Below are 22,379 nucleotides of genomic sequence, written 5' to 3' on the forward strand. Positions count from 1 at the left end.
TTTTCTCCCGTAGGTGTAAATAAAAAGATCTTATGAAAATAGTCTAATAATCACGAAACCTTATTATTTTGATCGGTTTTAAAGTGTATTAATTTAATCGGGTTTATTTGTGTTTAATTTGGCATTTTAAAAACATACTAAAACACTCTGATTAAAATAAATAAATAAGAATATCATTGCTTTATAAATAATGTTTAAAATGTGTTTATAATCTGTATTGCGTTTAATATATATATAATATTATGATGTTATCAAGATATTAAGAGGTAATAAAAATGTTGAAACAAGCTGCTGTTATTGCATTATTAGGTTTGTCTTCTTCTGTTTTTGCAGGTGATTGGCAGGTTAAAGTCGGGGCAAGTTATATTGCGCCAACCAGTGATACTCAAACTGCATTAGGCAAAGTTGAAGCGGATGATGAGTTTGCTTTTACACCATCTGTTGAATATTTCTTTGGTGACTCACCATTCTCTGCTGAATTACTTCTTGCAACACCGATTAACCATGACGTGTTATTGGATGGTAATAAGGTTGCAAGAGTAAAGCATTTACCACCAACCATCACAGCAAAATATAACTTTAAAAACGCGACACGCTTTACACCATATATTGGTGTGGGTGCAACTGCTTTCATTCCATGGGATGAATCAGGTGTAGCAGATAAAGTCAAAAATGATTACGGTTTTGCGGGACAAGTTGGCTTCACTTTCCAACCTGCTGATGCAAAAAATTGGGGTGTTTACTTCGATGTACGTTATGCAGATTTGAGCCCAGAAGTTCGTTTAGTCGACAACTTAGGTACGTTTGATTTAGATATCGACCCAGTGATTTATACACTAGGTTATAGCTATAGATTCTAAGGAAGATATAGCCTTTAAAAACTCCCTCGTGGGGAAGGGAGTTTTTAACTGATAATGCACTTAATAATAATGATATAGAGAACAACAATAATATGATCATCGGCATGATAAGCCTGACAGGAAACTGTGAGGCTTTTTTTATGGTTGTGACTGATGTTGTACAGAAAATGGCAAAAATTTACTTATTCAAATGAACATAATTGTTAAAGTTAAAATAATAAATCCAACACGAGCGTTTCAATGAAAAAATTACGAATAGTTCTGCTCAGTAGTTTATTTTGTATAAATGGTTTAAGTCTCGCCCATGCTGCAAGTTTCTCCTGCGATAAAGCCAAAACCAGTACAGAAAAAACCATTTGTCAAAACCGCAGTTTAAATGATGCCGATGTAAAAATGGCAACAACTTATAATATTGTTGTTCACGCCTTGCCAATGGGCGGACGTGATGCCGAGAAAGGTGCGCAATATCAATGGTTAAAACAGCGGGATAGCTGTCGTGCAAATGTAAGTTGTATCACACAGCGTTATACCGAGCGTCAAAAGCATCTGGATGACATCGTGCAAAATCGTATTTTAACGCAAGGTCCTTTTTAAACCAGATAAAAATCTTCACTTTTGCTATTGAAAAAGTCGTGACTCACTCCAATACATACAACATCAAAGAATTCGCTAACATGAATGGTATTTTAGGAGTGAGTGATGAGCGAACAAAAAACGTCACAGAATTATAGCTTTCAGGCAGAAGTCGCCCAACTTTTACATTTAGTGACCCATTCACTATATTCTAATCCAGAAATTTTTCTACGCGAGCTGATTTCAAATGCATCAGATGCTTGCGACAAATTGCGTTTTGAAGGGATTAATCATCCAGAATATTATGAAAATGATCCAGATTTACATGTACGCGTAACTCTGGATAAAGAGCATAAAACCATTACTATTTCAGACAATGGTATTGGTCTCAATCAGCAGGAAGCGATTGATAATCTGGGTACCATTGCCAAATCAGGCACTAAAGATTTTATGTCTAAATTAACTGGTGATCAAAAGTCAGATGCACAGTTAATCGGTCAGTTTGGTGTCGGCTTTTACTCTGGATTTATTGTTGCAGATAAAATCACCGTTGAATCGCGTCGTGCGGGGTTGTCTGCGGATGAAGGCGTACGCTGGGTGAGTGGCGGTACTGGTGAATTTGAAGTTGAGCAAATCCACAAGGATTCACGTGGCACAGATATTATTTTACATTTGCGTGATGATGCACTTGAATATTTAGAAAGTTATAAAGTTAAGCAAATTATCAATAAATATTCAGATCACATCAGTTTGCCAATTCAAATGCAAAAAGAAGTCTGGCAAGAGGATGAGGTGGCGGAAAGTGAAGAACAAGCAGCCAATGGCAAAATGGTCAAAACTGAAGAATGGGAAACCATTAACTCAGCCAGTGCGCTTTGGACACGAAATAAAAATGAAATTTCAGAAGAACAATATATCGAGTTCTATAAAAACTTGAGTCATGATTTTGATGCACCGTTGGCTTGGGCACACAATCGGGTTGAAGGTAGCACAGAATATACCCAGCTTCTTTATATTCCAGCTAAAGCACCGCATGATATTTTTACCCGTGAAGCTAAGGCAGGCATTAAGCTGTATGTGAAACGTGTCTTCATTATGGATGATGCGGATCATCTGATTCCAAATTATTTACGTTTTGTACAAGGTGTGGTCGACAGTGCCGATTTACCGCTGAATGTAAGTCGTGAGCTGTTACAGGAAAGTCGCGATGTTAAAACCATTCGTGAAGGTAATGCCCGTCGCGTATTAACCCTGCTTGATGGTCTGGCAAAATCAGAAGATGAAAAAGATCAGGAAAAATTCAAAACTTTTTACACCGAATTTGGTGCAGTTCTTAAAGAAGGTTTGGGCGAAGACTTTGGCAATCGCGAACGTATTTTAAAACTTCTACGTTATGCAACTTCAAATAACGATGATGTCAACACCTCACTGACTGATTATAAAGCACGTATGAAAGAAGGGCAAAAAGCGATTTATTACGTGACCGCAGATAGTCTCAATGCCGCTAAAAACTCTCCACAACTGGAATTATTTAAGAAAAAAGGCATTGAAGTTTTACTGATGTCTGAACGTGTCGATGAATGGGCGATGAATTTTGTACAGGAGTTTGATGGTACGCCTTTGCAGAATGTTTCAAAAGGGGCTGTCGATCTGGGTGATTTACAAGATGCAGAAGAGAAAAAAGCACTCGAACAAGCAGCGGAACAATTCAAACCCGTAGTGGAAAAACTGGGTGAATCACTCAAGGATAAAACCAAAGAAGTGCGTGTAACTACACGTCTGGTCGACTCTCCTGCGTGTTTGGTCACTTCGGAAGGTGAATTATCGCCGCAATTGATTCGTATGTTGAAACAAGCGGGTCAGGAAGTGCCTGAGATGAAGCCGATTCTTGAAATTAACCCTGAACATCCATTGGTGAAAAAACTGGAAGGTTCAGCGCAGTTTGATGATCTGGCCAATGTGATTTTTGATCAGGCGGTCATTGCTGAAGGTGGTTTACCAGAAGATCCTGCTGCTTATGTAAAACGGATCAATAGCTTATTGTTAAAATAAATCATCTGTAAAATAGCCCTGACTACGGTCAGGGTTTTTTATACCTTGTTGGTGCATGTGGGTAAAGTCAGACTTATCCACAATTTTGCTGATTTGTTCGACAAGTTAAAAATTTGCTTCTAATTGAATCGTCGTACTAAAGATATGCTGAAGTTCTTTATCGGTTGTGGTCATGTCATGATAGTAAGAAATCTGGTTATCAATAAAAATCCAGTCACGCCATAAGGGTCTCCGCCATGATAAATAAGGCCCCCATAGCTGTAATTCCCAGTCTTTTTTAGTTTGATCATACACACCGCTACTATAAATTCCATAAATTAAACGGTGATTTTTTAAAAATTGATATTGTTGGAAAGTTCGATTTGCCCAATAGTATTCTTCATCCTGACTTTTATTGAGGCTGAATTGATTGGAAAAAAGAGTATTGTCTTGTAATTTTTGATTCAGATTCAAAGTTGTCTCAGAATAATTTTTACTGGTAGAACCATAGCGAAACAACTGTTGAGTATCAATGCTGATGTCATGTCTTAACACCCATTGTTTCTTTGCTAAAAACTGGACATACACATCACTGTCTGAATTTGAACCCAGATTAATATCGTTAGAAAAAGGCAGCAAGCTGGTGATGGTACTGATACTGGCACTAATGGGATCAGGATTAGCTACTTTATTTTTTTTACTTTTAGTTTTATGCGGTTTTCCAAATTTTTTAACAGGTTGGGGTTGTTGCTGCAAAGTCCTTGCCCATAAAGAATCGTTATCAAAAACAGCCAATAATTCCTGACTCAGTTGTTCGTTGGAAAGAATGCTTTCTTGTTCTGAATTTATCTGTGCTTCTGTACATGTTAATTTTGATAAGTGCTGCCGATTTAGATGCACTGTATAAGACTGAAAAGAATAGGGTTTAAAAGTGGAATGGCTTAATACCCATACCGCATAAATACTACATAGGCTTAAAATAATCGCAAGCTGAAAATGAACGATAAGGTATCGCTTCATGAAAAAAATAATAAGAATAATGAATGTGGAATAGAATATAAAATTAATCTTAATTTTTTATTTAAGTTTCGATGAGCTTGATCAAACGCTTGCCAAAATACTACATGGCAAGCGCAAAAGGATGGCTACTTTTTAAAATAAAGCCTCTAAACGGACAAAAGTACTCACATAGTGACTGCGATCTTCACGATGATCATTAAAATAATTGAGATCGCCTTGTACATAAAACCATTCACGCCAGAGTTGTTGACGCCAAGACATAAAAGGTCCCCAGCTATTTAAGCGTAAGTCGCTATTATTGTAATAACCACCTGTATACAAGCCGTAATTAAAACGATTATTGGCAAAGAATTGATGCTGTCTAAATAAACGGTTATCCCACCACAGATCATCATCCTGATCATCAGCATAAGTTAGGCTGAATTGGTTAGAGAGAAAAGCCTCATTAGGACGCGCATGCGTTAATTCTAGATTGGTTCTTAAATAGTTTTTACTATCGATGCCATAACGATAAATTTGTTCCGCGTAAAACGAAAAATCGTTGCGTAGCGGCCACGCGCGTTTGGCTTTTAAGCGGACATAAATGTCGTCCCCAGAACGAATCCCCAGATCGGCATCAGTTTCAAACGGTAATTTTTTGGAGAAATCAGACCATCGTAGTGCCAATGAACCATTATTGTCACGGGTTTGACGAGAATCTAAGCGTTTTTTATCCCCGTTTGGATCGATATTGGTATTGGCGACATTATTATCAAACTCATCATCGAGTGAGTCATCACCAAACACGACGCTAAAACGCCGTTCGAGTGTTGGAAGTTTAATTTTTCCTCGAATACGTGGCTTAATCTCATAGCCATTATATTTATCCCAATAATTATCTAGCATGATCCTCAAGGTGGCATCGGCTGGTTTTTTGGGATCTACATCACCAAACCAATGATCGATTTTGCCAGAGGTACGGTCTGCCCAACGGCTAATATCATGCTGCTTACGATCAAACCACGTTAGATCTTGAGTTTCAGATACAGGAGGAACATTGGGCGTATCTGACTCAGGAGGTAAAATGGTCGGTGTTGAATCAATCCATGCAGGAATTAAATCTAATAGATTTTTATCTTGTGATTGATTTAATTGGTGTAATTTGACTGCATAGGCGACAGAGGTTCGTGGCGTATTGGGATCATTTGGTAAAACCAAGGGCTGATCTTGCTCGGAAGATTGATCGAAACTCACATCTTTTGTTTCTGTATTGGCGGAAAGCGAAGTTATTCCCCCCAAACACACTAAGAAATATAAAACGCGAGAACCCAAGTTAAAATAATTAGCTTTCATCATAATGGCTGTACATTGTTTATTATCTCATTTATGTGATAACTCTTGTTGATTTACGTCATAAAATCAAGTCCTAGCAACAAAACTAAGTAATTTTAAGAAGATACGTTATTTTTTTGTATATAAATAATTTGAATTTTATACAAATATCTTAATGATTAATGGATTTTGAAAATAAATTGATGATGATTACCCCTGCAATAATCAACAACATACCCAATAACGCTGGGAAGTCCAATTTTTGTTTGAGTACAATAAAATTGATGGCCGCTACCATTACAATTCCTGTACCTGCCCAAATAGCATAGCTGATGCCTACAGCTAAGGTCTTAACGACAATACTTAATAAATAGAATGCACAGACATAGCAAATCACCATGATTAAGGTATAAAGTGCATGGGTAAAGCCTTTGGTATGTGGCAACGAAGATGTTGCAATGACATCAAATATAATCGCAAGGCCAAGCGCTAGATAAGCTTTAATCATGGATTACACCATTTAGAATCAATAAAGCTCAAGTGCCAAAATTTTAATTGAACCAAAAAATTATATAGACCAAATAAAAACTCTCCACAAAGGGAGAGTCTTCAAGATATTAAGATAAGAATAAGTGATTAAAGTGATTCAAATCCGTTTTTTATTTAGGCTGAAGCATGCGTATGTTGGCAGCGACGAGAATAAATCTTACCAGCTATACCTCCAATCAACGCACCACTAAAGGTTCCAAAAACAGGAAGAATACTGCCTGCTACGGCACCTATTACGACACCTTTTACAGTTGGAGAAAAACGTGATTTTTTTGCTGATTCCTGCTCATTTGCTGTTGAAGTGTTGGCTGTATCTAATACATTAGGATTTTGATCAGTTGCCATTTTCATTTCCTCTTATTTAGGTTGAGATATCCATGACCTGAATTGAGTCGAACGAGTCATTGAATTTATCTAAACACAAGATTCAGCCTGAATTTGTGGCAGAGCTGTTAATAAGAAATCAAGTTTAGTAACAACCTTGACAGTTTCGTTGCAAGCCACATACTTTGGGTGAAAGAACTTGTCCATAAAGTGTCTAAAGCAATTTTTTGTATTTCATTCATCCGTGAAACTTTTACAATACTAAAAAATAAATCCAGAGGAATACTTTGAAAAAATTAAAAGCACTCTCTATCGTAGCGCCCGCTTGTGAGCGAATTATCTCAGGACAGAAAAAACTGGAAATTCGTTCATGGCGACCCGAACATTTGCCGCTATGTGATTTAGTGATTGTACAAAATACGCAGTTCCTGCATAAAGACGGTGATGAACAGATCGGGACAGCGATGGCAATCATTGATATTGTCGCGGTACATACATGGCGTTAAGATGAAATTGAAATGGCCTGTGCAAACTATTGGACAGAAGGATATTGGGCTTGGGAAATTACCAATGTGCGTCCGCTTGTACCTGGCATTCAGTGCATGGCCAAACGTAGGATTTATGAAATTGATCTTGCTATATGAAAAACGCTATAAAAATCCCCCTGAATGAGGGGGATAAACTCAATGCTGTTCATCCATTGATTGGGTTGGATGAACATGACGAGAAATTAAAATTACAGCGCAGTTGATGCATCTGATTTTAAAAGTTCTCAATCAGTGAACCTAGTCTATTTATGCAACGCAGCATTGCAAAATAAGGCTCGACGAACCCAGTTTACCCCGAGATTTATTTTTGCGGAATTTCGCAACTGTCATCATGACAACTTGCAGCCGTCGTAGCGGCGATGGATGATTGAGGCTGATCCTGCGCTTGCTGTAAAGCCTGTAGAAAAACCTCACGTGGCTGTGCGCCTGACAGGGCCAGCTTTTGATCGAACACGAAAAAAGGTACGCCACTAATATTGAGCTGTTCATGCGCAATTTTTTCATCATGACGGACAAAATCAGCCAACTCATCGCTATCAAGTACAAACTCGACTTCGGCATGATCCAAACCAATTCTGGAGGCAATTTCCTCTACAACTTCACGTTCACCAATAGCAAGACCTTCCGTCATATATGCATGGAAAAAGGCTTCCTCCGCTTGACTTCCTAAGCCCTTACTTTGTGCTAAATGGATGATACGATGTGCATTAAAACTATTACCAGATTTGGCTTGCTGCCATTGGAAATCGATTCCTTCATCGGCTGCCATTTCTGCAATATTACGTTCCATTTCTTGCATTTCTTCAAAACTACGACCATATTTAATCGCTAGACGCTCTGTATTTGACATATCATGTTTGGCGGGAGCATTCGGATCCAACTCAAAACTATGCCAATGAATCTCTAACTCGATACCTGCCTGCTCTGCAACGTGCTCAAGACGTTTCTTACCAATATAACAAAAGGGGCACACCACATCTGACCAGATATCTACGCGCATGATGGATACTCAATTTTAATTAATGACTTTATAATAGAGGCGAGTGGATCGCGTTTAAAGTACAAAAATTGCAATACAGCATTACATTTTGTGCAATTGAGTGATCTTTAAGAGCATGAAATTTGAGATTCAATTCAGACATCACGATAAAACATAACAACAAGCAAATAAATCAAGGAGGTGTATATGTCAGTACGCCGTTTAACCATAGGCTTTGTGCTATTAATCCTACTGGTTGGCTGTGTCTTTTGGTTTTATAAAAATTCACAATACCAACGTGATGATGTGTATAACCGAGAAATGTTCGATGTGGTCATGGCTGAAAAAATGCAGCAGCTTTATGATCAAGCACAAAACTGGGAACAGCCTATTCATCTGGATGTCCACGATAAACGGCTATATGGTGATTATAAAATCATGTCAGAGTTTTTGCTCAATTACTGGATGCAAAATGCCGAAGCGAGAAATCTGTATTTACGTGAGCTAAAAGCCGCCAAATGGGATCAGTTTCTGGACGTAGATCGACTTGATCAGGATCGTCAGCATAATTATGTAGAAACCACACAAATGCTGGTAGATGTAAAAATGATAGAAACGAATTATTTGCAGGACAATAGCGAATCTCAACAGCATTTTTTAAATCAGGCGCGCAGTTTATCCATTCATCCTGAGATGAAAGCGGCGCTATTGGTTAAAATTAACCAAAAACAAGATCAACGAAAAGAATATGCGTTGTTTAATCTGGAACAACAGATTTATAGCAAAGCAGAGCAAATGTTTGAGTTATTAAAAAATCATCGCTGGCAGAAACAAGACGGTAAGATCTCATTTTATGACGCTGCACAGGTTAAACAATTCAATCAGCTTTATCAGGATGTTTTGCGCATAAACGCAAAAATTGAAAAAATTAAAAGTCAAAATGCACAAACATTACAGAAGGATGTAGCTTCACCTCGCCAATAAGTAAAGGCAGATCAACTGGATCTGCCTTTACTTGGATTTTTTGAGAAAACAAATGATTAAAACAGGAATTAAACCTGACTTTGGATATAGTTTTCGATACCAACATCGTCAATCAAGTCAATTTGCGTTTCTGTCCAGTCCCAATATTCTTCTTCTTTTTCCAGAATTTCACGAACTAAATCACGAGAGACGTAATCCTGAGCCAATTCACAGACTTCAATGGTTTTCTTTTCGACTTCAATGTTCTCTTTGACTTTACGTACATCACACTTTAAAACTTCTGCGGTATGTTGACCGATATAAAGTTTGCCCAGATGTTGCAAGTTTGGTAGACCTTCTAAAAATAAAATACGCTCAATAATTTTATCGGCATGTTTCATCTGACGAATTGATTCTTTATATTCAATTGAACCTAGTTTTTCGATTCCCCAGTCATTACACATACGAGAGTGTAAAAAATACTGATTAATCGCAGTTAGATGATGATAAAGCACTTGATTCAGTTGATTGATGACTTCACGATTGCCTTTCATTGCGCGGACTCCCAAAACAAATTTTGCCCCGACTAAGGTTCAAGGCCATCTTTTTCAGATCAGTTTAATCAAGATTTGAGCTTCAAGCGAGTAATTTATGGAACAGCAAATGAAAATCGCAATCAAAAACAACTAAATATAAAATATAGATAAAATAAAACCCGCTTAGAGTCACAAGCGGGGAGGAGAGTATGATCTGGGGATCATGATAATATTGTTATAATTATGTTCAAAATAAATTTATCGCCATCTAGGCTGCAACTGAAATACGCGCAGCAATTTCAGCCAATTCATCACTAATAATCGTACGAGCTTCTGGTGCGCAACGACCACAGCACGTGCCTAAATCTAGTAAATCACGAATTTCTCGATAGCTTTCAGCACCGTTTGCAACAGCATCTTTAATATCTTGATCGGTAATACCGCGACATAAACACACGTACATCAGACTTATTCGCATTGATAAATGGGATAACTGATATTATTGATAATTATTATCGTTTGTCAATGAAATTCATTTGAAAATACGATTTTTAATATTGTCATTTTGAATAAAAAGCTAAGAAACAAATGGAAAATCCGAGCATGGCTCGGACTTCTTAATAACGTGATGTGCTCTATAGAATTAAAATGCTGAAAGCTGAAATCATTAAAAAACGCATAAGTTATTGATGAATAATTACAATCCCATCCATTTCAACCAAAGCACCTTTGGGTAAACTTGCGACACCCAACGCAGCGCGTGCAGGATAAGGCTGAGCAAAATATTCACCCATAATCTGATTGACGAGCTGAAAATGAGATAAATCAGTCATAAAAATATTAAGTTTCGCGATATCTGCTAGTGTTCCGCCTGCCGCTTCACAGACCGCTTTTAAATTATCAAATACGCGGCGAATTTGAGCTTCAATACCTTCAACAAGTTCCATACTATATGGGTCTAAACCAATTTGACCTGATAAATACAGTGTATTACCCACTAATATTGCCTGAGAATAAGTTCCAATCGCAGCAGGTGCATTTTCCGTATGGATCACTTGACGGGTCATTGATTTCTCCTAAATCTGATATTCTGACCATCATAATCCATGCGGCTGTTAGGCAAAAGACCGATTCATGAATTATCAGGAATTTATTCAGTCTTGTTTTTTTTCAAAAATGATTAGCTTGCCTGAGAGCTTTCCATAATAGCGGGTGGCAGTGCCAGACGGGAAATGCGAGGGAAGTTAAATTGCATACGCAGATCACGGATAATCTGTGCAATTTGTTTACGATTATTAACCACAATATTGACATAAGTACAGTCAGTGGTTGGATACACTTGTTCGACCCCAATGTGCGATTTACGGCATAGATAAATCAATTCGGAGACTTGCTCGTCATCCATTGCCAGCTCTACGCATAAATAGGCATTAAAACTGACATCCTCCAGATCATCTGATTGCCACTGTAAAGGCATGATATTTTCTGGATGCAAATGTTGTTCATGCAATAAATTATGACATCGAGCGCGATGCACAATCAGACCACGTCGGGACAGATGACCCTGAATTGGGTCGCCTAACACTGGATTACAGCAATGTGCATATTTAACATCAATCCCTTCAGTTCCCTGAATTAATCGATCAGATTCATGCGTTTCAGCTTGAGCTGTGTCCTGCTGTACATATAAATGATTGGCGACCAGTTGCGGCAAAAGATCACCCACTGCAATTTGCTCAAATAACGTATCTTTATTTTCAACATGACGCCATTGCAACACATCCATCCAGTCCGATTCAGATAAATCATTGATGGATCGATTAAACAGTTTTAATGCGCGATTTAAAGCTTGTTGTCCAACCAGGCGCTGTTCTTCTATATCCTGATCCCGCAAAATATTTTGCAGGGCTCGACGTGCTTTTTGCGTATTAATAAAACTGAGCCAATCTGGATTAGGTGTGGCTAACACATCAGTAATAACATCAACTACCTGACCACTGGCCAATGGCGTAGAAAGCGGACGAATTTCACCATCAACTTTAGCACCTACCGCATGGTTGCCCAAAAAGAGACTGGCGGCATAGGCAAAATCCACCACCGTTGCGCCTTGAGGCAATTCATGTAAATGTCCATGTGGGGTATAAACCCAGATTTTTTCTTGATGCAGATAATCGAGTAAATCATTGAATGTGGTTTTAGCACAAGCATCATCAATCAGGGTATTTAAATTCTGCATAGACGCCTGAATGGCTGAACGGCAGGCTTGCGGTGCATTTTCACCGAGTACCACCCCGAAACGCGCCGCTTTACGCATCAATTCCGTCTGAATCGTTAAAGAAAGCGTGGTATTTTCACCTTTTAGTTTCATCAATAAAGATTGATTACCGCCTGGCAATGGGCGACGAATATGATCTTCATAATGCAAGACTTCAAAGTTTTCACGGAGTGCTTCAACTAAACGATCACAGTCCGCAATACTCTGTAAGATGATTTCAAAAGCATGGCTGTGCGTAAGTTCGTGCAAATCAATTTCATTTTTGACAAAGTGGCGCAGTAATTCAATATTATTATTTTTCTTTTTAATTCGACCATTAATTTGATAAGCAAGGAGTAAATCTGCTAAATGTTTTTCCCATTGGGACTGATATTCACAGCGTTTGGGTTTACTTTCGAGTAAAGCGGTCTGAACATTATTGTACATATCCAGATCAAGATTTTGATAACACAATAGTTCAAGGTTATCCGCCATTTCATTCATGCCGACAATACGTGCCATCGGAACGAAAATATCCAGCGTTTCCTGCGCGATGCGAGCGCGTTTATCTGGACGCAAGGCATCTAGCGTGGTCATATTATGGTAGCGATCTGCTAATTTAATAATAATGACACGAGGGTCTTGCAAGGTCGCTTGTAAAATTTTACGAAAAGAAGCCGCTTTATTAAATTGCTTATCACTGGAATGGGTCAGTTTGGTTACACCATCCACCAAATCTGAAACAGTCCGTCCAAAACGCTCTGCCACATCATCTTTGGTATATTCTGTATCCTCGATGACATCGTGCAATAACGCAGCCATCAAGGTTTCTGCATCTAGACGCATATGTGCCAAAATACAACACACCGCGATAGGATGCAGCACATAAGGCTCACCACTTTTACGGGTGATTCCTGAGTGTGCCAGATCGGCAAAATCACAGGCAGCAAGCACACGCTCGACATCCTCAGCTTTTAAATAGGCATCGATAATAAGTTTGAGCTGTTGCTTGGCTTGGCTGACCTCTTCGCCTGGCATAGAGCACCTTTATTTACAGTGAATAATGAGAATCTACCTATCTCTTAATGAAATGCATATCGCAAATTTTGTCAATTCGTTCACACAAATATTCGCGGGTAAATTTCAATTGGGGAGATCGGCAGAATCAATCGAATCTTACAGTTGTATCAAATCTTTTATGTAGATGCATCATTTTTGAGAGGCGAGATGCATTTTTTTCACCAATTTTAGGATGCAAGTGTTTTATTTTTGAGCAAAATGGGTGGGTTGAATAAAAGAATAAAGAAAAAATGATGACAAATAGATGAATCTGAAAAAATAAATTGTAAGGTTGAATGGCAAATCTTTAAATTTTTTTGGGCATAAAAAAAGAGTGCAATAATGCACCCTTTTTTATATTGAAACGCTTATTGGAAAGAAAAACCTTCCAAATTTAAGCTGTTTGCAGACAACGCTAAATCAAGGCTAGACGTTTGATAGTCTTGATCGCGTTGTTTTAAAATATCTTTGGTCACGTGACCTGCTGCAATTTCACGTAATGCAACGACAGTTGGTTTGTCATTATCCCATTCTACAGTAGGTTCAATGCCCTGACGAGCAAGCTGACGCGCGCGTTTGCTTGCCACTAGTACAAGCTCAAAGCGGTTGTCTACATGGTCTAAACAATCTTCAACGGTTACGCGTGCCATATAAGTTCTCGGGTGATGAATACAACTAGACTGCAAAGTATAAAATGTATTGAGCGCAGACTCAAGTCTATTCGCTATTTGGGGTGATGAGTTGTTCGATCAAGGACTGATGACGATAGACCTGTTGGGCAAGTGTCAAACGGTTCGCAGTAATAATCGACTCTAAATCATGTAAAGCTTTATTAAAGTCATCATTGATAATGACATAGTCAAAATTAACATATTGTTGCATATCTTCAACGGCACAACTTAAACGATGCTCAATCACTTCAACTGAATCTGTGCCACGGTTAGATAAACGCTGGCGCAAATCAAACTGGCTAGGAGGTAGAATAAAAATTTGTCGGGAATCAGGAAAAAGCCTGCGAACTTGTTGTGCGCCTTGCCAGTCAATTTCGAGCAATACATCATGACCTTTGGCAAGTTGCTGTTCCACAGTGGCTTGCGAAGTACCATAATAGTTACCAAAAACCTCAGCATATTCAATAAAACCACTCTTTTCGACGTGGCTCAGAAAAGCATCTTTTGTGGTAAAATGATAATGCACACCGTCGAGTTCGCCTGGTCGCTGTCCACGAGTGGTATGCGATACAGAAACGTGTAAATTGGTGACACGTTCTAGTAGGGCTTTGACTAAAGATGTTTTGCCCGTCCCTGAAGCAGCAGAAACGACAAACAATAGACCCGACATGATATTTTTCCTGATATGATAAAATATCTTGGCTATTGTAGTGTACCGACGATCTAAACTAAAGGGTTCAAGATAAAGTTTAGTTCGCTATCTTTCTTAAAATTTAAAATATTATTCATTTTAGCCATTTGTTGAGGATCTTATGCAAATCGTATTGGCAAATCCACGAGGTTTTTGTGCTGGTGTAGACCGTGCGATTGCGATCGTCAATCGTGCACTAGAATGCTTTAGCCCACCTATTTATGTGCGGCATGAAGTGGTTCACAATAAATTTGTGGTGGATGATTTACGCCAACGCGGTGCAATTTTTGTCGATGAACTTGATCAAGTACCAGATGACTCAATTGTTATTTTTAGTGCGCATGGAGTTTCTAAAGCGGTTCAACTTGAGGCTGAACAGCGTGGTTTAAAAGTCTTTGATGCGACCTGTCCATTGGTGACCAAAGTCCATATTGAAGTCACTAAATATGCTCGTGAAGGAACAGAAGCCATTTTGATTGGTCATGAAGGTCATCCAGAAGTCGAAGGCACCATGGGACAATACGACAAAAAAAGTGGCGGAGATATTTATCTGGTTGAAGATGAACAGGACGTTGCTGAGCTAGCGGTGAGACATCCTGAAAAATTAGCGTTTGTGACTCAAACCACGTTGTCGATTGATGATACAGCTAAAGTCATTGATGCTTTGCGTTCACGTTTCCCTCATATTCAGGGACCACGTAAAGATGACATTTGTTATGCTACACAAAACCGTCAGGACGCGGTGCGTGATTTAGCTGTGCAGTGTGATGTTGTGCTTGTGGTCGGTTCTCCAAATTCGTCCAACTCCAATCGACTTCGTGAACTGGCAGAGCGTATGGGGAAATCGGCATATTTAGTCGATAATGCTGATCAGCTTGAACAGGCTTGGTTTAAAAAGACGGATAAAATTGGCGTTACGGCAGGCGCGTCTGCTCCTGAAATTTTAATTAAACAAGTGATCCAGCGTTTACAAGATTGGGGTGCAGACGCCCCTAAAGAGTTAGATGGGCGTGAGGAAAATATTACCTTTAGCTTGCCGAAAGAGTTAAGAATACAAGTGACACAGGCTTAATTTTAAACAAAAAGTTTTTTTGAGAACGGATGAGTGTTACTCATCCGTTTTTTTATGCCCTTAATCTTGATTGTATTGGTTCTGTAAAAAAAAACGTTAATCTAAAATAATAAAGAAGGCGGTCATAATAAATAGGGGTGAACAATGCGTAGAAGTTTAGGATTTACGCTCATTGAGTTAATGGTCACTATTGCTGTGTTGGCGGTGATTGCGACGATGGCTGCGCCTTCTTTTGGAAATTTGGTGGCAGAAAAGAAATTGGATAGAGATGCTCGTGATTTAGCCTTGACACTAAGTGATGCTAGAGGGCAGGCTGCGGCTTTACGGAAACAAATAACAATAAAATTTAAAGCTGGAACTAATACCTCTACTACGTACTACTGGATACCACAATCAGAAAATAATGCTATGGATGAATCAGATCAGGATGTTTCTTTTTCTGATGTGACCTACACACCTGTTGGAGTGCCTTCTCAAAGAGAAGTGGATAAACCTAATCCTACATATGATAAAACAAAAGAGACTGATCTAAATACAAAGCCACCTACTAACCCGCCAACGATAAAAGTCATAGTTCCTTTAAAATTTAAACTTTGTAATTCAAAAATTAAGCAAAGTCGAATGATCAATGTTTCTTTAAATGGCACGATTCAACAAATAGAAAAAGGAACATGCTGAAAATGAATAAAAACTATCAAAATGGTGTGGGTCTAATGGAGGTTTTAGTTGCGCTTCTACTTCTGGCTATTGGAGTGCTAGGGTTTTCTGTTTTGCAAGTGAGAGCTATAGATGCATCGCAAGAAGCTTCTGATCGTTCCGTTGCTATGAATCTTGCTCGAGATTTGTCTGAACGAATTCGTATTAATAAAACTGCTTTAACAAAGTATAAAGAGTATATCAATGCTAAAACAGTAGATACGAGTTGCATTGGTTCGGCGACAAGTTATTTTCCAAAGTGTAATCCAGAAACAATGGTAAAATTTGATGTGGGAGAAATTCTTACAAAAGCTGATAGTTTGGGACAATCGATAAAAATATATAACTGCGTAGGAAGTAATTTAAATTGTATTTATGTGGCTTGGGGGAGAACAAATACAACGGCAAATAATATTAATACTGATGCAAGTAAATGTATTGATTCTTCCACAGGAACATATTTAGTGGGTTCTCAATGCCTTGTTATGGAGGCATTCTAATGAAATATAATTTAAATTATATCACGCAAAGAGGTTTTACCTTATTAGAGCTTATGGTTGCTTTGGCATTAGGTCTGATTATTAGTGCGGCGGCTATACAATTATTTCTAATCAGTCAACGTAGTATAACGACGCAGCAGGCTCTGTCGAATATGCAAAGTGATTCTATATTTGGATTGGAAGCATTAATTCGTGATATCCGATTAGCAAATTTAAATGCTGATCAGCCTTACATGGATGATTCTGTATTACATGGTGGAGTTGTATTAAATGGTAGAAATTACACATCTAAAAGACAGGCGACTCCTAAGGAAAATGAAGCAGATATTACTTTAACTAATGCATTATCTATTGGAGAACAAGGCTCATCTAATCTAAATGGTGTAAAAAGCGACCAACTTGTTATTCAATATAAAAATATTTTGGATAGTCAATTCGACTGTGAAGGTAATAGTTTGAGTAAGGATGTTTTTGTCGTCGAGCGTTATTTTCTGCGCACAGATACTAATCGAAATGATCCTAATCAGGCTTTGTCATTAGCATGTAAATCTTTTGTTTATAGTGGTGATACGCCAACAAAAATAGATTTATCTGGAGATGGTCAGATTGTTATTCCTAGAGTTGACCATTTTAGTGTGATGCTACGTATCGCACAAGATGGTAGGAATGCAGCATGTAATGCTGATGATGCAACGCAAAAAGATGGAAATATGGACTGTTTTGGTGATATTAAAATCGAAGATTATAAAAAATTGACTGCAACAATAAAGCCACAAATTGTTGCAGTGAAAATAGGTCTGTTGATTCGTTCTACGAACACAGTGGGTGAAAACAAATTTTTCAATAAAGATCAACTGTATCAAATTTTACAGACTAGTGGGAAATTAATCGAAAATGACAAAAATAAACTCTATGTTCGAAATGTTGTAACACAGACCATCGCTATGCGTAATGGTTTTGGAATAGCGAAATAAGGGGCTTGTAATGAAAAATATCAAAGTATTCAAAAAAGCCCAAACTGGTGCTGTACTCATCGTTGTATTAGTTATGCTTATTTTGCTTACAATAGCAGGAACTTGGGCGATCCGTAGTGGATTAATTTCCCTCAATATAGCAACAAATTCTCAAGCACAATCATTGCTGATGCAAAATAGTGATTCTGTTTTTTTTACATTGGAAAATCAAACAAATGATGCTTTAAAGTTCGCCAATATGCGTATTGGAGATGGTATGTTGGCATATGTTATGCGACCAGAAAATAAGAACAAGGAGTTAGTGTTTTGTATTCGTGGAACTGTAGCAGATAATTTTGCAGGTAGTCGATATGGCAGTATTGTGTACTGGAATGGTACGAGTATTAGCAATAGTGACATGGGTAAAAATGGTTTTTGCAAAACAAGTAGATCGCTTGATTTTTTAAGTAAACGTGCTGCAGTTATGACTCAAGTCACTGTGAGAGCTGCGCCTAATGATAAAGACTGGGATCAACTTATTTCTGGTGAAGATAAAGAAACTTCAAAAGGGCAGGATATTCAAAAAGTAATTATTACAGCAACATCATTATTACCAAATTTAAGCACGAGTTTAGAATCTAAGATTAACTCTTGTCTAACAGATTATACGAGTTTTTATGATGATGTTGCGAAGCAGGATACTGTAACAGATTGTTTAGCAAAAAATAGTGTGCCATACAGTACGCAGGATATGGAATATACCTTGCGCTATATCAATGCATCTTAAAGTGGGGGAATGATGATGAAAAATTCAATCAATAAAAAAGCAAATAAAGATGTAAATGTGGAAATTGACAAACAAGTGATTCATAAATTAAATATCGCTAGTGTATCGGCAACATTAACATCTTTAATATGTGCAGCAATAACCCCTACTTATGCATCTGATATTGAAATTTATAAGGTACCAGAAGATTCTGTAGGTTCTACAACATTAATGATGATGTTGGATACTTCGGGGAGTATGGATAGTAAGGATGGTTTATCTACATCACGTATGCAAAGACTGAAACAGGGCTTAAGTGATGTGCTGCAAGGTACTGCATCTGTGCCAAGAGTTGATGATAAAGTCGTCATGGGGCTGGCTACTTTCAGTGGAGATAATGGTTATATTCGTATACCAGCTAAGCCTTTAGGGGAAAAAACGGGCTATCAAGTCCAAGACGGCGTTTATGTTAAGCCTCGCTGGCAAAGTTATAACCGTAAAATCTCTGGCAAACCTAAGCAATATTATAATGAATGTAAAACTTGGGATCCTAATAATTATAATTGTTTAACTTGGGGGGGGGAAACCACCTCTAAGCCGTCTGCATATAGTACATCAAGCCCATATAAAACGAATACCAATACAAGCTGTACATATGGAGATTATAGTGACTGTGTATTTATATGGGAGGAATTACCCAAATATCGTGATTTAACACATAGAGATACACTACTTACAGAAATTAATAGTAATAATTTATATGCGGATGGAGGAACACCAACCCCTTATGCATACGCTGAAGCGGCTGCATATTTGATGGGTCAATCAGCTCCTCGTAATGATTTACAGGCCTATTTTGTGCTTTCGGGACAATATAGTGGTTACTATGCAGTATGTACATCATGGGCAGGTATCACATGTACATCATGGGATCGCTGGTATTCTAAAGGCTTTAACTCTAGTGGCTACACAAAAGGGGCTAGCGATAAATTAGATGGTTATAGTGGAAACTATTATATTGGCCGTGACCCAAATATTAATCCGTATACTGGTTTTGATAAATCTGTATCTAGTTCAAAAAGTGGTAATACTTATATCGCACCAAGCTCAATTACAGATCAACTTACTAATTCAGATAAAAGAGAATGTAGTGGGCAAGGGATTTACTTTTTAACTGATGGTGTACCTGAACCTGGCGGTACAGCTCCAGGTTCAGATGGCAAAAGTGGTACGGCATATTCCTTAATGAGTACTGCGCTTGGTTCTAAAGGGGGGGGCTTTACTTGTGCTAATAGCCTGTTAGGTAAAAGAAGTAACTATACAAATTCTAGGAATGCTTGGTCTTGTATTGGCAACTTTGCACAATCTTTATTAGACTCGACTAAAAACACACTTGGATTACAGATTAAAACAGTCGTGGTTGGTTTTGGGAGTAGTTTTGGTAGTGGAACTACAAATGATGATGTGGAAGATGCTAAAACTTGGGGGAATCTTGGTGGTGGGGGCTGGGTAGCGGGTTCTAGTCCTCAAGATATTGTTAATAGTATTAATAATTTTATTAAGGATATTACTAAAGATATTCCTTCTATGAGTACTGGTTCTTCCACTATTCCTATGGATGCTCTAAATCCTGAAGTTGTACAGCCGTATTCTTATTTTCCACAATTTGAACCTAAGGTGAAACCAGAAGATGTCCAACAGTTATGGCTAGGTAACCTAAAAAAATATTATGTCCTAAATAATTCGGTGTATGCAAAAAATAAAGTAGATCTAGTTATCAAAGCGAGTAAAGTGCAGGATGTCACGGATCTTTGGAATGATGGTGGCATTACCTATACAGAAACAACGCCAATCTATCAAAAAGGGGGGGCATTGAGTCAGTTGGTTTTGGGTACTACGACGGACACCCATAATGCAAAAATTACAGGAAGAACCTTATTAACCAATTATGATTATGATGGCACAAAGACAGGAGCAAATCAGGTAACGAATAATCTCAATCTAGTTAAAGTGAAATACACCTATACGACTGATACTAAAACAAAAACAGATACTATATACGCACGTTCTTTAATGGCTTTACTTGGTTATAATATTACTAATGATGAAAATACGAATGGCTTGGATTTGACAAATCGTGTGGCAACCATTCGCCAAATGGGTAGTGTTTATCATTCAAATCCTGTGTTATTGACACAAGAAGGAAAGGTCGTTGCCAAGAAAAATGATGCAGGTCAGGTTTACATTGATTCAGAAAGTCGGGAAGACTATGCATTATTTGGTACAACACAGGGTTTAGTGAGCGTTGTTGATGCTAAAACAGGAGTAGAAAAATTTTCCTTTGTACCAAAAGAAATGATAGAGAAGCAATCCGAAACATTTAAGCTAAATGGTGGTAGTCTGGCTGGTGGTAAAAATGCGCTTTACTACGGGATGGATGGAGAATGGACTGCACAGACTGTTTATGTTTCTAAAGATGATGGAACATTAACCGTTAAAGGAACGGTTCGAAATGTAATCGGGAGTGCTACTGATAAAGAAAACCTTAAAGGGAAGCAATGGGTGTATGGTGGTATGCGTATGGGCGGGCGTAGTTATTATGCGCTTGATCTTACGGACATGGATAATCCTAAAATTAAATTTCAGATAGATCCATCTGCTGGAATGATATATTCCCAAGACAGTCCAACAGGTAAAAGCTTTCCTGCGATCCAAAAAATGGGTCAAAGTTGGTCTAAACCTAAAATTGATTATGTAAACTGGAAAGGACAGCGCAAACTCGTTATGTTTGTTGGTGGTGGTTATGATGCTGGTGGCGATGATGGAGATGGATTAAAATCCAATGGTGTCCGTACTGGTTATGCGGGATATGAGTATTATAATTATAAGCAAGAAAACTCTACTTCCACCAATAAGAAGATTGGTGCTGGTGTTTATATGTTTGATGCAGATAATGGTGATTTGTTGTGGTATACCGACTCAACCAATGATGCAAATGTCAAAAATACCGATTTAAACTATAGTGTTGTTAGTCAAATTAAGACCGTAGATCGTAATAACGATGGTGTGGTCGATCATCTGTATTTTGGTGATTTGTCAGGACAAGCTTTCCGTGTTGATTTTAAAAATGATGGTGCATCAACTTTTACAGCTCAAGTAAATAAAATTCTTGATATTCATAAAACTGATGGCACTAGCCCAAGGTTTTATTTACCACCAGTATTTACAGCACATCGTAGCGCTGGGCAAGCGGAAGGTGGAAATATTGTTGTTGCAACTTTTATTTCGGGTAATAAAAGCTCGCCTCTTCTGGGTACGCCAGACTCGCCAAGTGCTACAGGCTGGCAGAATACTGTTGGTTTACAGTACGATGCGGTCTATGCAATTTATGACTATGATATTTTCCCAAATGGTGCAAATTATCCTGTTGGGACTCAGGCTAGTCCATTGATTGCTACGAGGACACTGGCGGTTGCAAGTGACGTAGCCTCTACTTCTAAATTGAAATTGATTACGGCCACAACTAGTGCAAGTAATAATACTGGTGCGATAGTCAATAAAACATCTGGTTGGGGTGGCTGGTATTATAAATTGACGACTAAGTTTAATGGTAATACTGAGAATGAAAGTGTGATTAAAGGATTATCTCCACTTATAGCTATGGGTGGAGCATTGTATGTCACAATGTTTGATTCAGCGGATAATGGAACCTCTTCAAGTTGTGGTGCGGGAGTAAAAGGAAATAGTTATACGAAAAGAATGTGTTTACCAACAGGTGTATGTTCATTAGATGCAGATTATACCTATAACCTAGGATCTGGGATTGTAGCGCCGCAGGTTGGTGGTGGTGGTGACGGTGATCCTAATTGTACAGGAGATACTTGTAGAACGCTTATTATTCCAGATCCAAGTAGTACAAAATGTGTAGGTACAGCGTGTGGAACAACAAACTTTTTTGCTACTGGCGGTACCATGCGTTTTGTTCCAAATCGTTGGTATGAGCGTTATGCGAAGGTCAAGTAG

21 protein-coding genes and 1 pseudogene are annotated in these 22,379 nt (G+C 38.2%); 11 read left to right on the top strand and 11 right to left on the bottom strand.

Features of this window, described 5'->3' with window-relative positions; all coding sequences use genetic code 11:
- Positions 1-275: 275 nt before the first annotated feature.
- From F944_RS00070 to htpG, 3 genes are all read left to right on the top strand, one after another.
- Positions 276-860, top strand: coding sequence for an OmpW/AlkL family protein (locus tag F944_RS00070; protein WP_004985082.1), 585 nt, complete (start codon positions 276-278; stop codon positions 858-860).
- Between the two features lie 240 nt (positions 861-1,100).
- Positions 1,101-1,454, top strand: a complete 354-nt coding sequence (locus F944_RS00075) for a lysozyme inhibitor LprI family protein (protein ID WP_004985083.1) — start codon at positions 1,101-1,103, stop codon at positions 1,452-1,454.
- 105 nt (positions 1,455-1,559) lie between these two features.
- Positions 1,560-3,485 carry a molecular chaperone HtpG gene (gene htpG, locus F944_RS00080; RefSeq protein WP_004985088.1) on the top strand — a complete coding sequence of 642 codons (1,926 nt, stop codon included), beginning with the start codon at positions 1,560-1,562 and terminating at the stop codon, positions 3,483-3,485.
- A gap of 105 nt (positions 3,486-3,590) precedes the next feature.
- Here the strand turns inward: htpG and F944_RS00085 are convergent, their stop codons facing one another.
- From F944_RS00085 to F944_RS00100, 4 genes are all read right to left on the bottom strand, one after another.
- Positions 3,591-4,484: a hypothetical protein gene (locus F944_RS00085; RefSeq protein WP_004985089.1), complete on the bottom strand. Its 894-nt coding sequence runs from the start codon at positions 4,482-4,484 to the stop codon at positions 3,591-3,593.
- 132 nt (positions 4,485-4,616) lie between these two features.
- Positions 4,617-5,819, bottom strand: coding sequence for a hypothetical protein (locus F944_RS00090; RefSeq protein ID WP_004985091.1), 1,203 nt, complete (start codon positions 5,817-5,819; stop codon positions 4,617-4,619).
- Positions 5,820-5,967: 148 nt separating this feature from the next.
- Positions 5,968-6,303 carry a DMT family transporter gene (locus tag F944_RS00095; RefSeq protein ID WP_004985092.1) on the bottom strand — a complete coding sequence of 112 codons (336 nt, stop codon included), beginning with the start codon at positions 6,301-6,303 and terminating at the stop codon, positions 5,968-5,970.
- Positions 6,304-6,458: 155 nt separating this feature from the next.
- Positions 6,459-6,689, bottom strand: a complete 231-nt coding sequence (locus F944_RS00100) for a hypothetical protein (protein WP_004985094.1) — start codon at positions 6,687-6,689, stop codon at positions 6,459-6,461.
- A 266-nt stretch (positions 6,690-6,955) separates the two neighbouring features.
- Between F944_RS00100 and F944_RS00105 the strand changes: the two are divergent.
- Positions 6,956-7,312: pseudogene (locus F944_RS00105) on the top strand (ASCH domain-containing protein).
- A 205-nt stretch (positions 7,313-7,517) separates the two neighbouring features.
- Here F944_RS00105 and F944_RS00110 read toward each other — a convergent pair.
- On the bottom strand, positions 7,518-8,216 hold the full coding sequence (locus tag F944_RS00110) for a DsbA family oxidoreductase (protein WP_004985098.1): 699 nt from the start codon (positions 8,214-8,216) through the stop codon (positions 7,518-7,520).
- A 186-nt stretch (positions 8,217-8,402) separates the two neighbouring features.
- Between F944_RS00110 and F944_RS00115 the strand changes: the two genes are divergently transcribed.
- Positions 8,403-9,179: a hypothetical protein gene (locus tag F944_RS00115; protein ID WP_004985100.1), complete on the top strand. Its 777-nt coding sequence runs from the start codon at positions 8,403-8,405 to the stop codon at positions 9,177-9,179.
- A gap of 68 nt (positions 9,180-9,247) precedes the next feature.
- Here the strand turns inward: F944_RS00115 and bfr are convergent, their stop codons facing one another.
- The 6 genes from bfr to gmk form a co-directional block, all read right to left on the bottom strand.
- Positions 9,248-9,712, bottom strand: a complete 465-nt coding sequence (gene bfr / locus F944_RS00120) for a heteropolymeric bacterioferritin subunit Bfr (RefSeq protein ID WP_004985103.1) — start codon at positions 9,710-9,712, stop codon at positions 9,248-9,250.
- Between the two features lie 250 nt (positions 9,713-9,962).
- Positions 9,963-10,157 (bottom strand): bacterioferritin-associated ferredoxin, encoded by a 195-nt coding sequence (locus tag F944_RS00125; RefSeq protein WP_010588682.1) that lies wholly within the window; start codon positions 10,155-10,157, stop codon positions 9,963-9,965.
- 220 nt (positions 10,158-10,377) lie between these two features.
- The gene (locus F944_RS00130) at positions 10,378-10,761 is read right to left on the bottom strand and encodes a RidA family protein (protein ID WP_004985108.1); all 384 of its coding nucleotides are present in this window, start codon (positions 10,759-10,761) and stop codon (positions 10,378-10,380) included.
- 113 nt (positions 10,762-10,874) lie between these two features.
- The gene (locus tag F944_RS00135) at positions 10,875-12,986 is read right to left on the bottom strand and encodes a RelA/SpoT family protein (protein ID WP_004985112.1); all 2,112 of its coding nucleotides are present in this window, start codon (positions 12,984-12,986) and stop codon (positions 10,875-10,877) included.
- Between the two features lie 389 nt (positions 12,987-13,375).
- Positions 13,376-13,657 carry a DNA-directed RNA polymerase subunit omega gene (gene rpoZ / locus F944_RS00140; RefSeq protein WP_004985115.1) on the bottom strand — a complete coding sequence of 94 codons (282 nt, stop codon included), beginning with the start codon at positions 13,655-13,657 and terminating at the stop codon, positions 13,376-13,378.
- A 67-nt stretch (positions 13,658-13,724) separates the two neighbouring features.
- Complete coding sequence (gmk, locus tag F944_RS00145; RefSeq protein ID WP_004985117.1) at positions 13,725-14,348, bottom strand: guanylate kinase; 624 nt, start codon at positions 14,346-14,348, stop codon at positions 13,725-13,727.
- Positions 14,349-14,490: 142 nt separating this feature from the next.
- On the opposite strand from gmk, the gene ispH reads away from it, so the two are divergent.
- The 6 genes from ispH to F944_RS00175 all read left to right on the top strand — a co-directional run bounded on the left by ispH (position 14,491) and on the right by F944_RS00175 (position 22,379).
- A complete protein-coding gene (gene ispH / locus F944_RS00150) occupies positions 14,491-15,441 on the top strand; it encodes a 4-hydroxy-3-methylbut-2-enyl diphosphate reductase (protein ID WP_004985120.1) in 951 nt (316 codons plus the stop codon).
- Positions 15,442-15,585: 144 nt separating this feature from the next.
- Complete coding sequence (locus F944_RS00155) at positions 15,586-16,119, top strand: prepilin-type N-terminal cleavage/methylation domain-containing protein (RefSeq protein ID WP_004985126.1); 534 nt, start codon at positions 15,586-15,588, stop codon at positions 16,117-16,119.
- A gap of 2 nt (positions 16,120-16,121) precedes the next feature.
- A complete protein-coding gene (gene pilV / locus F944_RS00160) occupies positions 16,122-16,637 on the top strand; it encodes a type IV pilus modification protein PilV (protein ID WP_004985129.1) in 516 nt (171 codons plus the stop codon).
- Positions 16,637-17,611 (top strand): prepilin-type N-terminal cleavage/methylation domain-containing protein, encoded by a 975-nt coding sequence (locus F944_RS00165; protein ID WP_004985131.1) that lies wholly within the window; start codon positions 16,637-16,639, stop codon positions 17,609-17,611. The genes pilV and F944_RS00165 overlap by 1 nt, the downstream gene beginning before the upstream one ends.
- 10 nt (positions 17,612-17,621) lie before the next feature.
- The gene (locus F944_RS00170; protein WP_004985133.1) at positions 17,622-18,377 is read left to right on the top strand and encodes a pilus assembly PilX family protein; all 756 of its coding nucleotides are present in this window, start codon (positions 17,622-17,624) and stop codon (positions 18,375-18,377) included.
- Between the two features lie 15 nt (positions 18,378-18,392).
- Positions 18,393-22,379, top strand: a complete 3,987-nt coding sequence (locus F944_RS00175) for a hypothetical protein (protein WP_004985135.1) — start codon at positions 18,393-18,395, stop codon at positions 22,377-22,379.

This window comes from Acinetobacter ursingii DSM 16037 = CIP 107286 (assembly GCF_000368825.1).
GTDB classification, from domain to species: Bacteria; Pseudomonadota; Gammaproteobacteria; order Pseudomonadales; family Moraxellaceae; genus Acinetobacter; species Acinetobacter ursingii.

What these genes read in the sequence shown, in the direction of transcription:
- F944_RS00070 (WP_004985082.1), top strand. Translation starts at nt 276, where the DNA reads ATGTTGAAACAAGCTGCTGTTATTGCATTATTAGGTTTGTCTTCTTCT.
- F944_RS00075 (WP_004985083.1), top strand. Translation starts at nt 1,101, where the DNA reads ATGAAAAAATTACGAATAGTTCTGCTCAGTAGTTTATTTTGTATAAAT.
- htpG (WP_004985088.1), top strand. Translation starts at nt 1,560, where the DNA reads ATGAGCGAACAAAAAACGTCACAGAATTATAGCTTTCAGGCAGAAGTC.
- F944_RS00085 (WP_004985089.1), bottom strand. Translation starts at nt 4,484, where the DNA reads ATGAAGCGATACCTTATCGTTCATTTTCAGCTTGCGATTATTTTAAGC.
- F944_RS00090 (WP_004985091.1), bottom strand. Translation starts at nt 5,819, where the DNA reads ATGATGAAAGCTAATTATTTTAACTTGGGTTCTCGCGTTTTATATTTC.
- F944_RS00095 (WP_004985092.1), bottom strand. Translation starts at nt 6,303, where the DNA reads ATGATTAAAGCTTATCTAGCGCTTGGCCTTGCGATTATATTTGATGTC.
- F944_RS00100 (WP_004985094.1), bottom strand. Translation starts at nt 6,689, where the DNA reads ATGGCAACTGATCAAAATCCTAATGTATTAGATACAGCCAACACTTCA.
- F944_RS00110 (WP_004985098.1), bottom strand. Translation starts at nt 8,216, where the DNA reads ATGCGCGTAGATATCTGGTCAGATGTGGTGTGCCCCTTTTGTTATATT.
- F944_RS00115 (WP_004985100.1), top strand. Translation starts at nt 8,403, where the DNA reads ATGTCAGTACGCCGTTTAACCATAGGCTTTGTGCTATTAATCCTACTG.
- bfr (WP_004985103.1), bottom strand. Translation starts at nt 9,712, where the DNA reads ATGAAAGGCAATCGTGAAGTCATCAATCAACTGAATCAAGTGCTTTAT.
- F944_RS00125 (WP_010588682.1), bottom strand. Translation starts at nt 10,157, where the DNA reads ATGTACGTGTGTTTATGTCGCGGTATTACCGATCAAGATATTAAAGAT.
- F944_RS00130 (WP_004985108.1), bottom strand. Translation starts at nt 10,761, where the DNA reads ATGACCCGTCAAGTGATCCATACGGAAAATGCACCTGCTGCGATTGGA.
- F944_RS00135 (WP_004985112.1), bottom strand. Translation starts at nt 12,986, where the DNA reads ATGCCAGGCGAAGAGGTCAGCCAAGCCAAGCAACAGCTCAAACTTATT.
- rpoZ (WP_004985115.1), bottom strand. Translation starts at nt 13,657, where the DNA reads ATGGCACGCGTAACCGTTGAAGATTGTTTAGACCATGTAGACAACCGC.
- gmk (WP_004985117.1), bottom strand. Translation starts at nt 14,348, where the DNA reads ATGTCGGGTCTATTGTTTGTCGTTTCTGCTGCTTCAGGGACGGGCAAA.
- ispH (WP_004985120.1), top strand. Translation starts at nt 14,491, where the DNA reads ATGCAAATCGTATTGGCAAATCCACGAGGTTTTTGTGCTGGTGTAGAC.
- F944_RS00155 (WP_004985126.1), top strand. Translation starts at nt 15,586, where the DNA reads ATGCGTAGAAGTTTAGGATTTACGCTCATTGAGTTAATGGTCACTATT.
- pilV (WP_004985129.1), top strand. Translation starts at nt 16,122, where the DNA reads ATGAATAAAAACTATCAAAATGGTGTGGGTCTAATGGAGGTTTTAGTT.
- F944_RS00165 (WP_004985131.1), top strand. Translation starts at nt 16,637, where the DNA reads ATGAAATATAATTTAAATTATATCACGCAAAGAGGTTTTACCTTATTA.
- F944_RS00170 (WP_004985133.1), top strand. Translation starts at nt 17,622, where the DNA reads ATGAAAAATATCAAAGTATTCAAAAAAGCCCAAACTGGTGCTGTACTC.
- F944_RS00175 (WP_004985135.1), top strand. Translation starts at nt 18,393, where the DNA reads ATGAAAAATTCAATCAATAAAAAAGCAAATAAAGATGTAAATGTGGAA.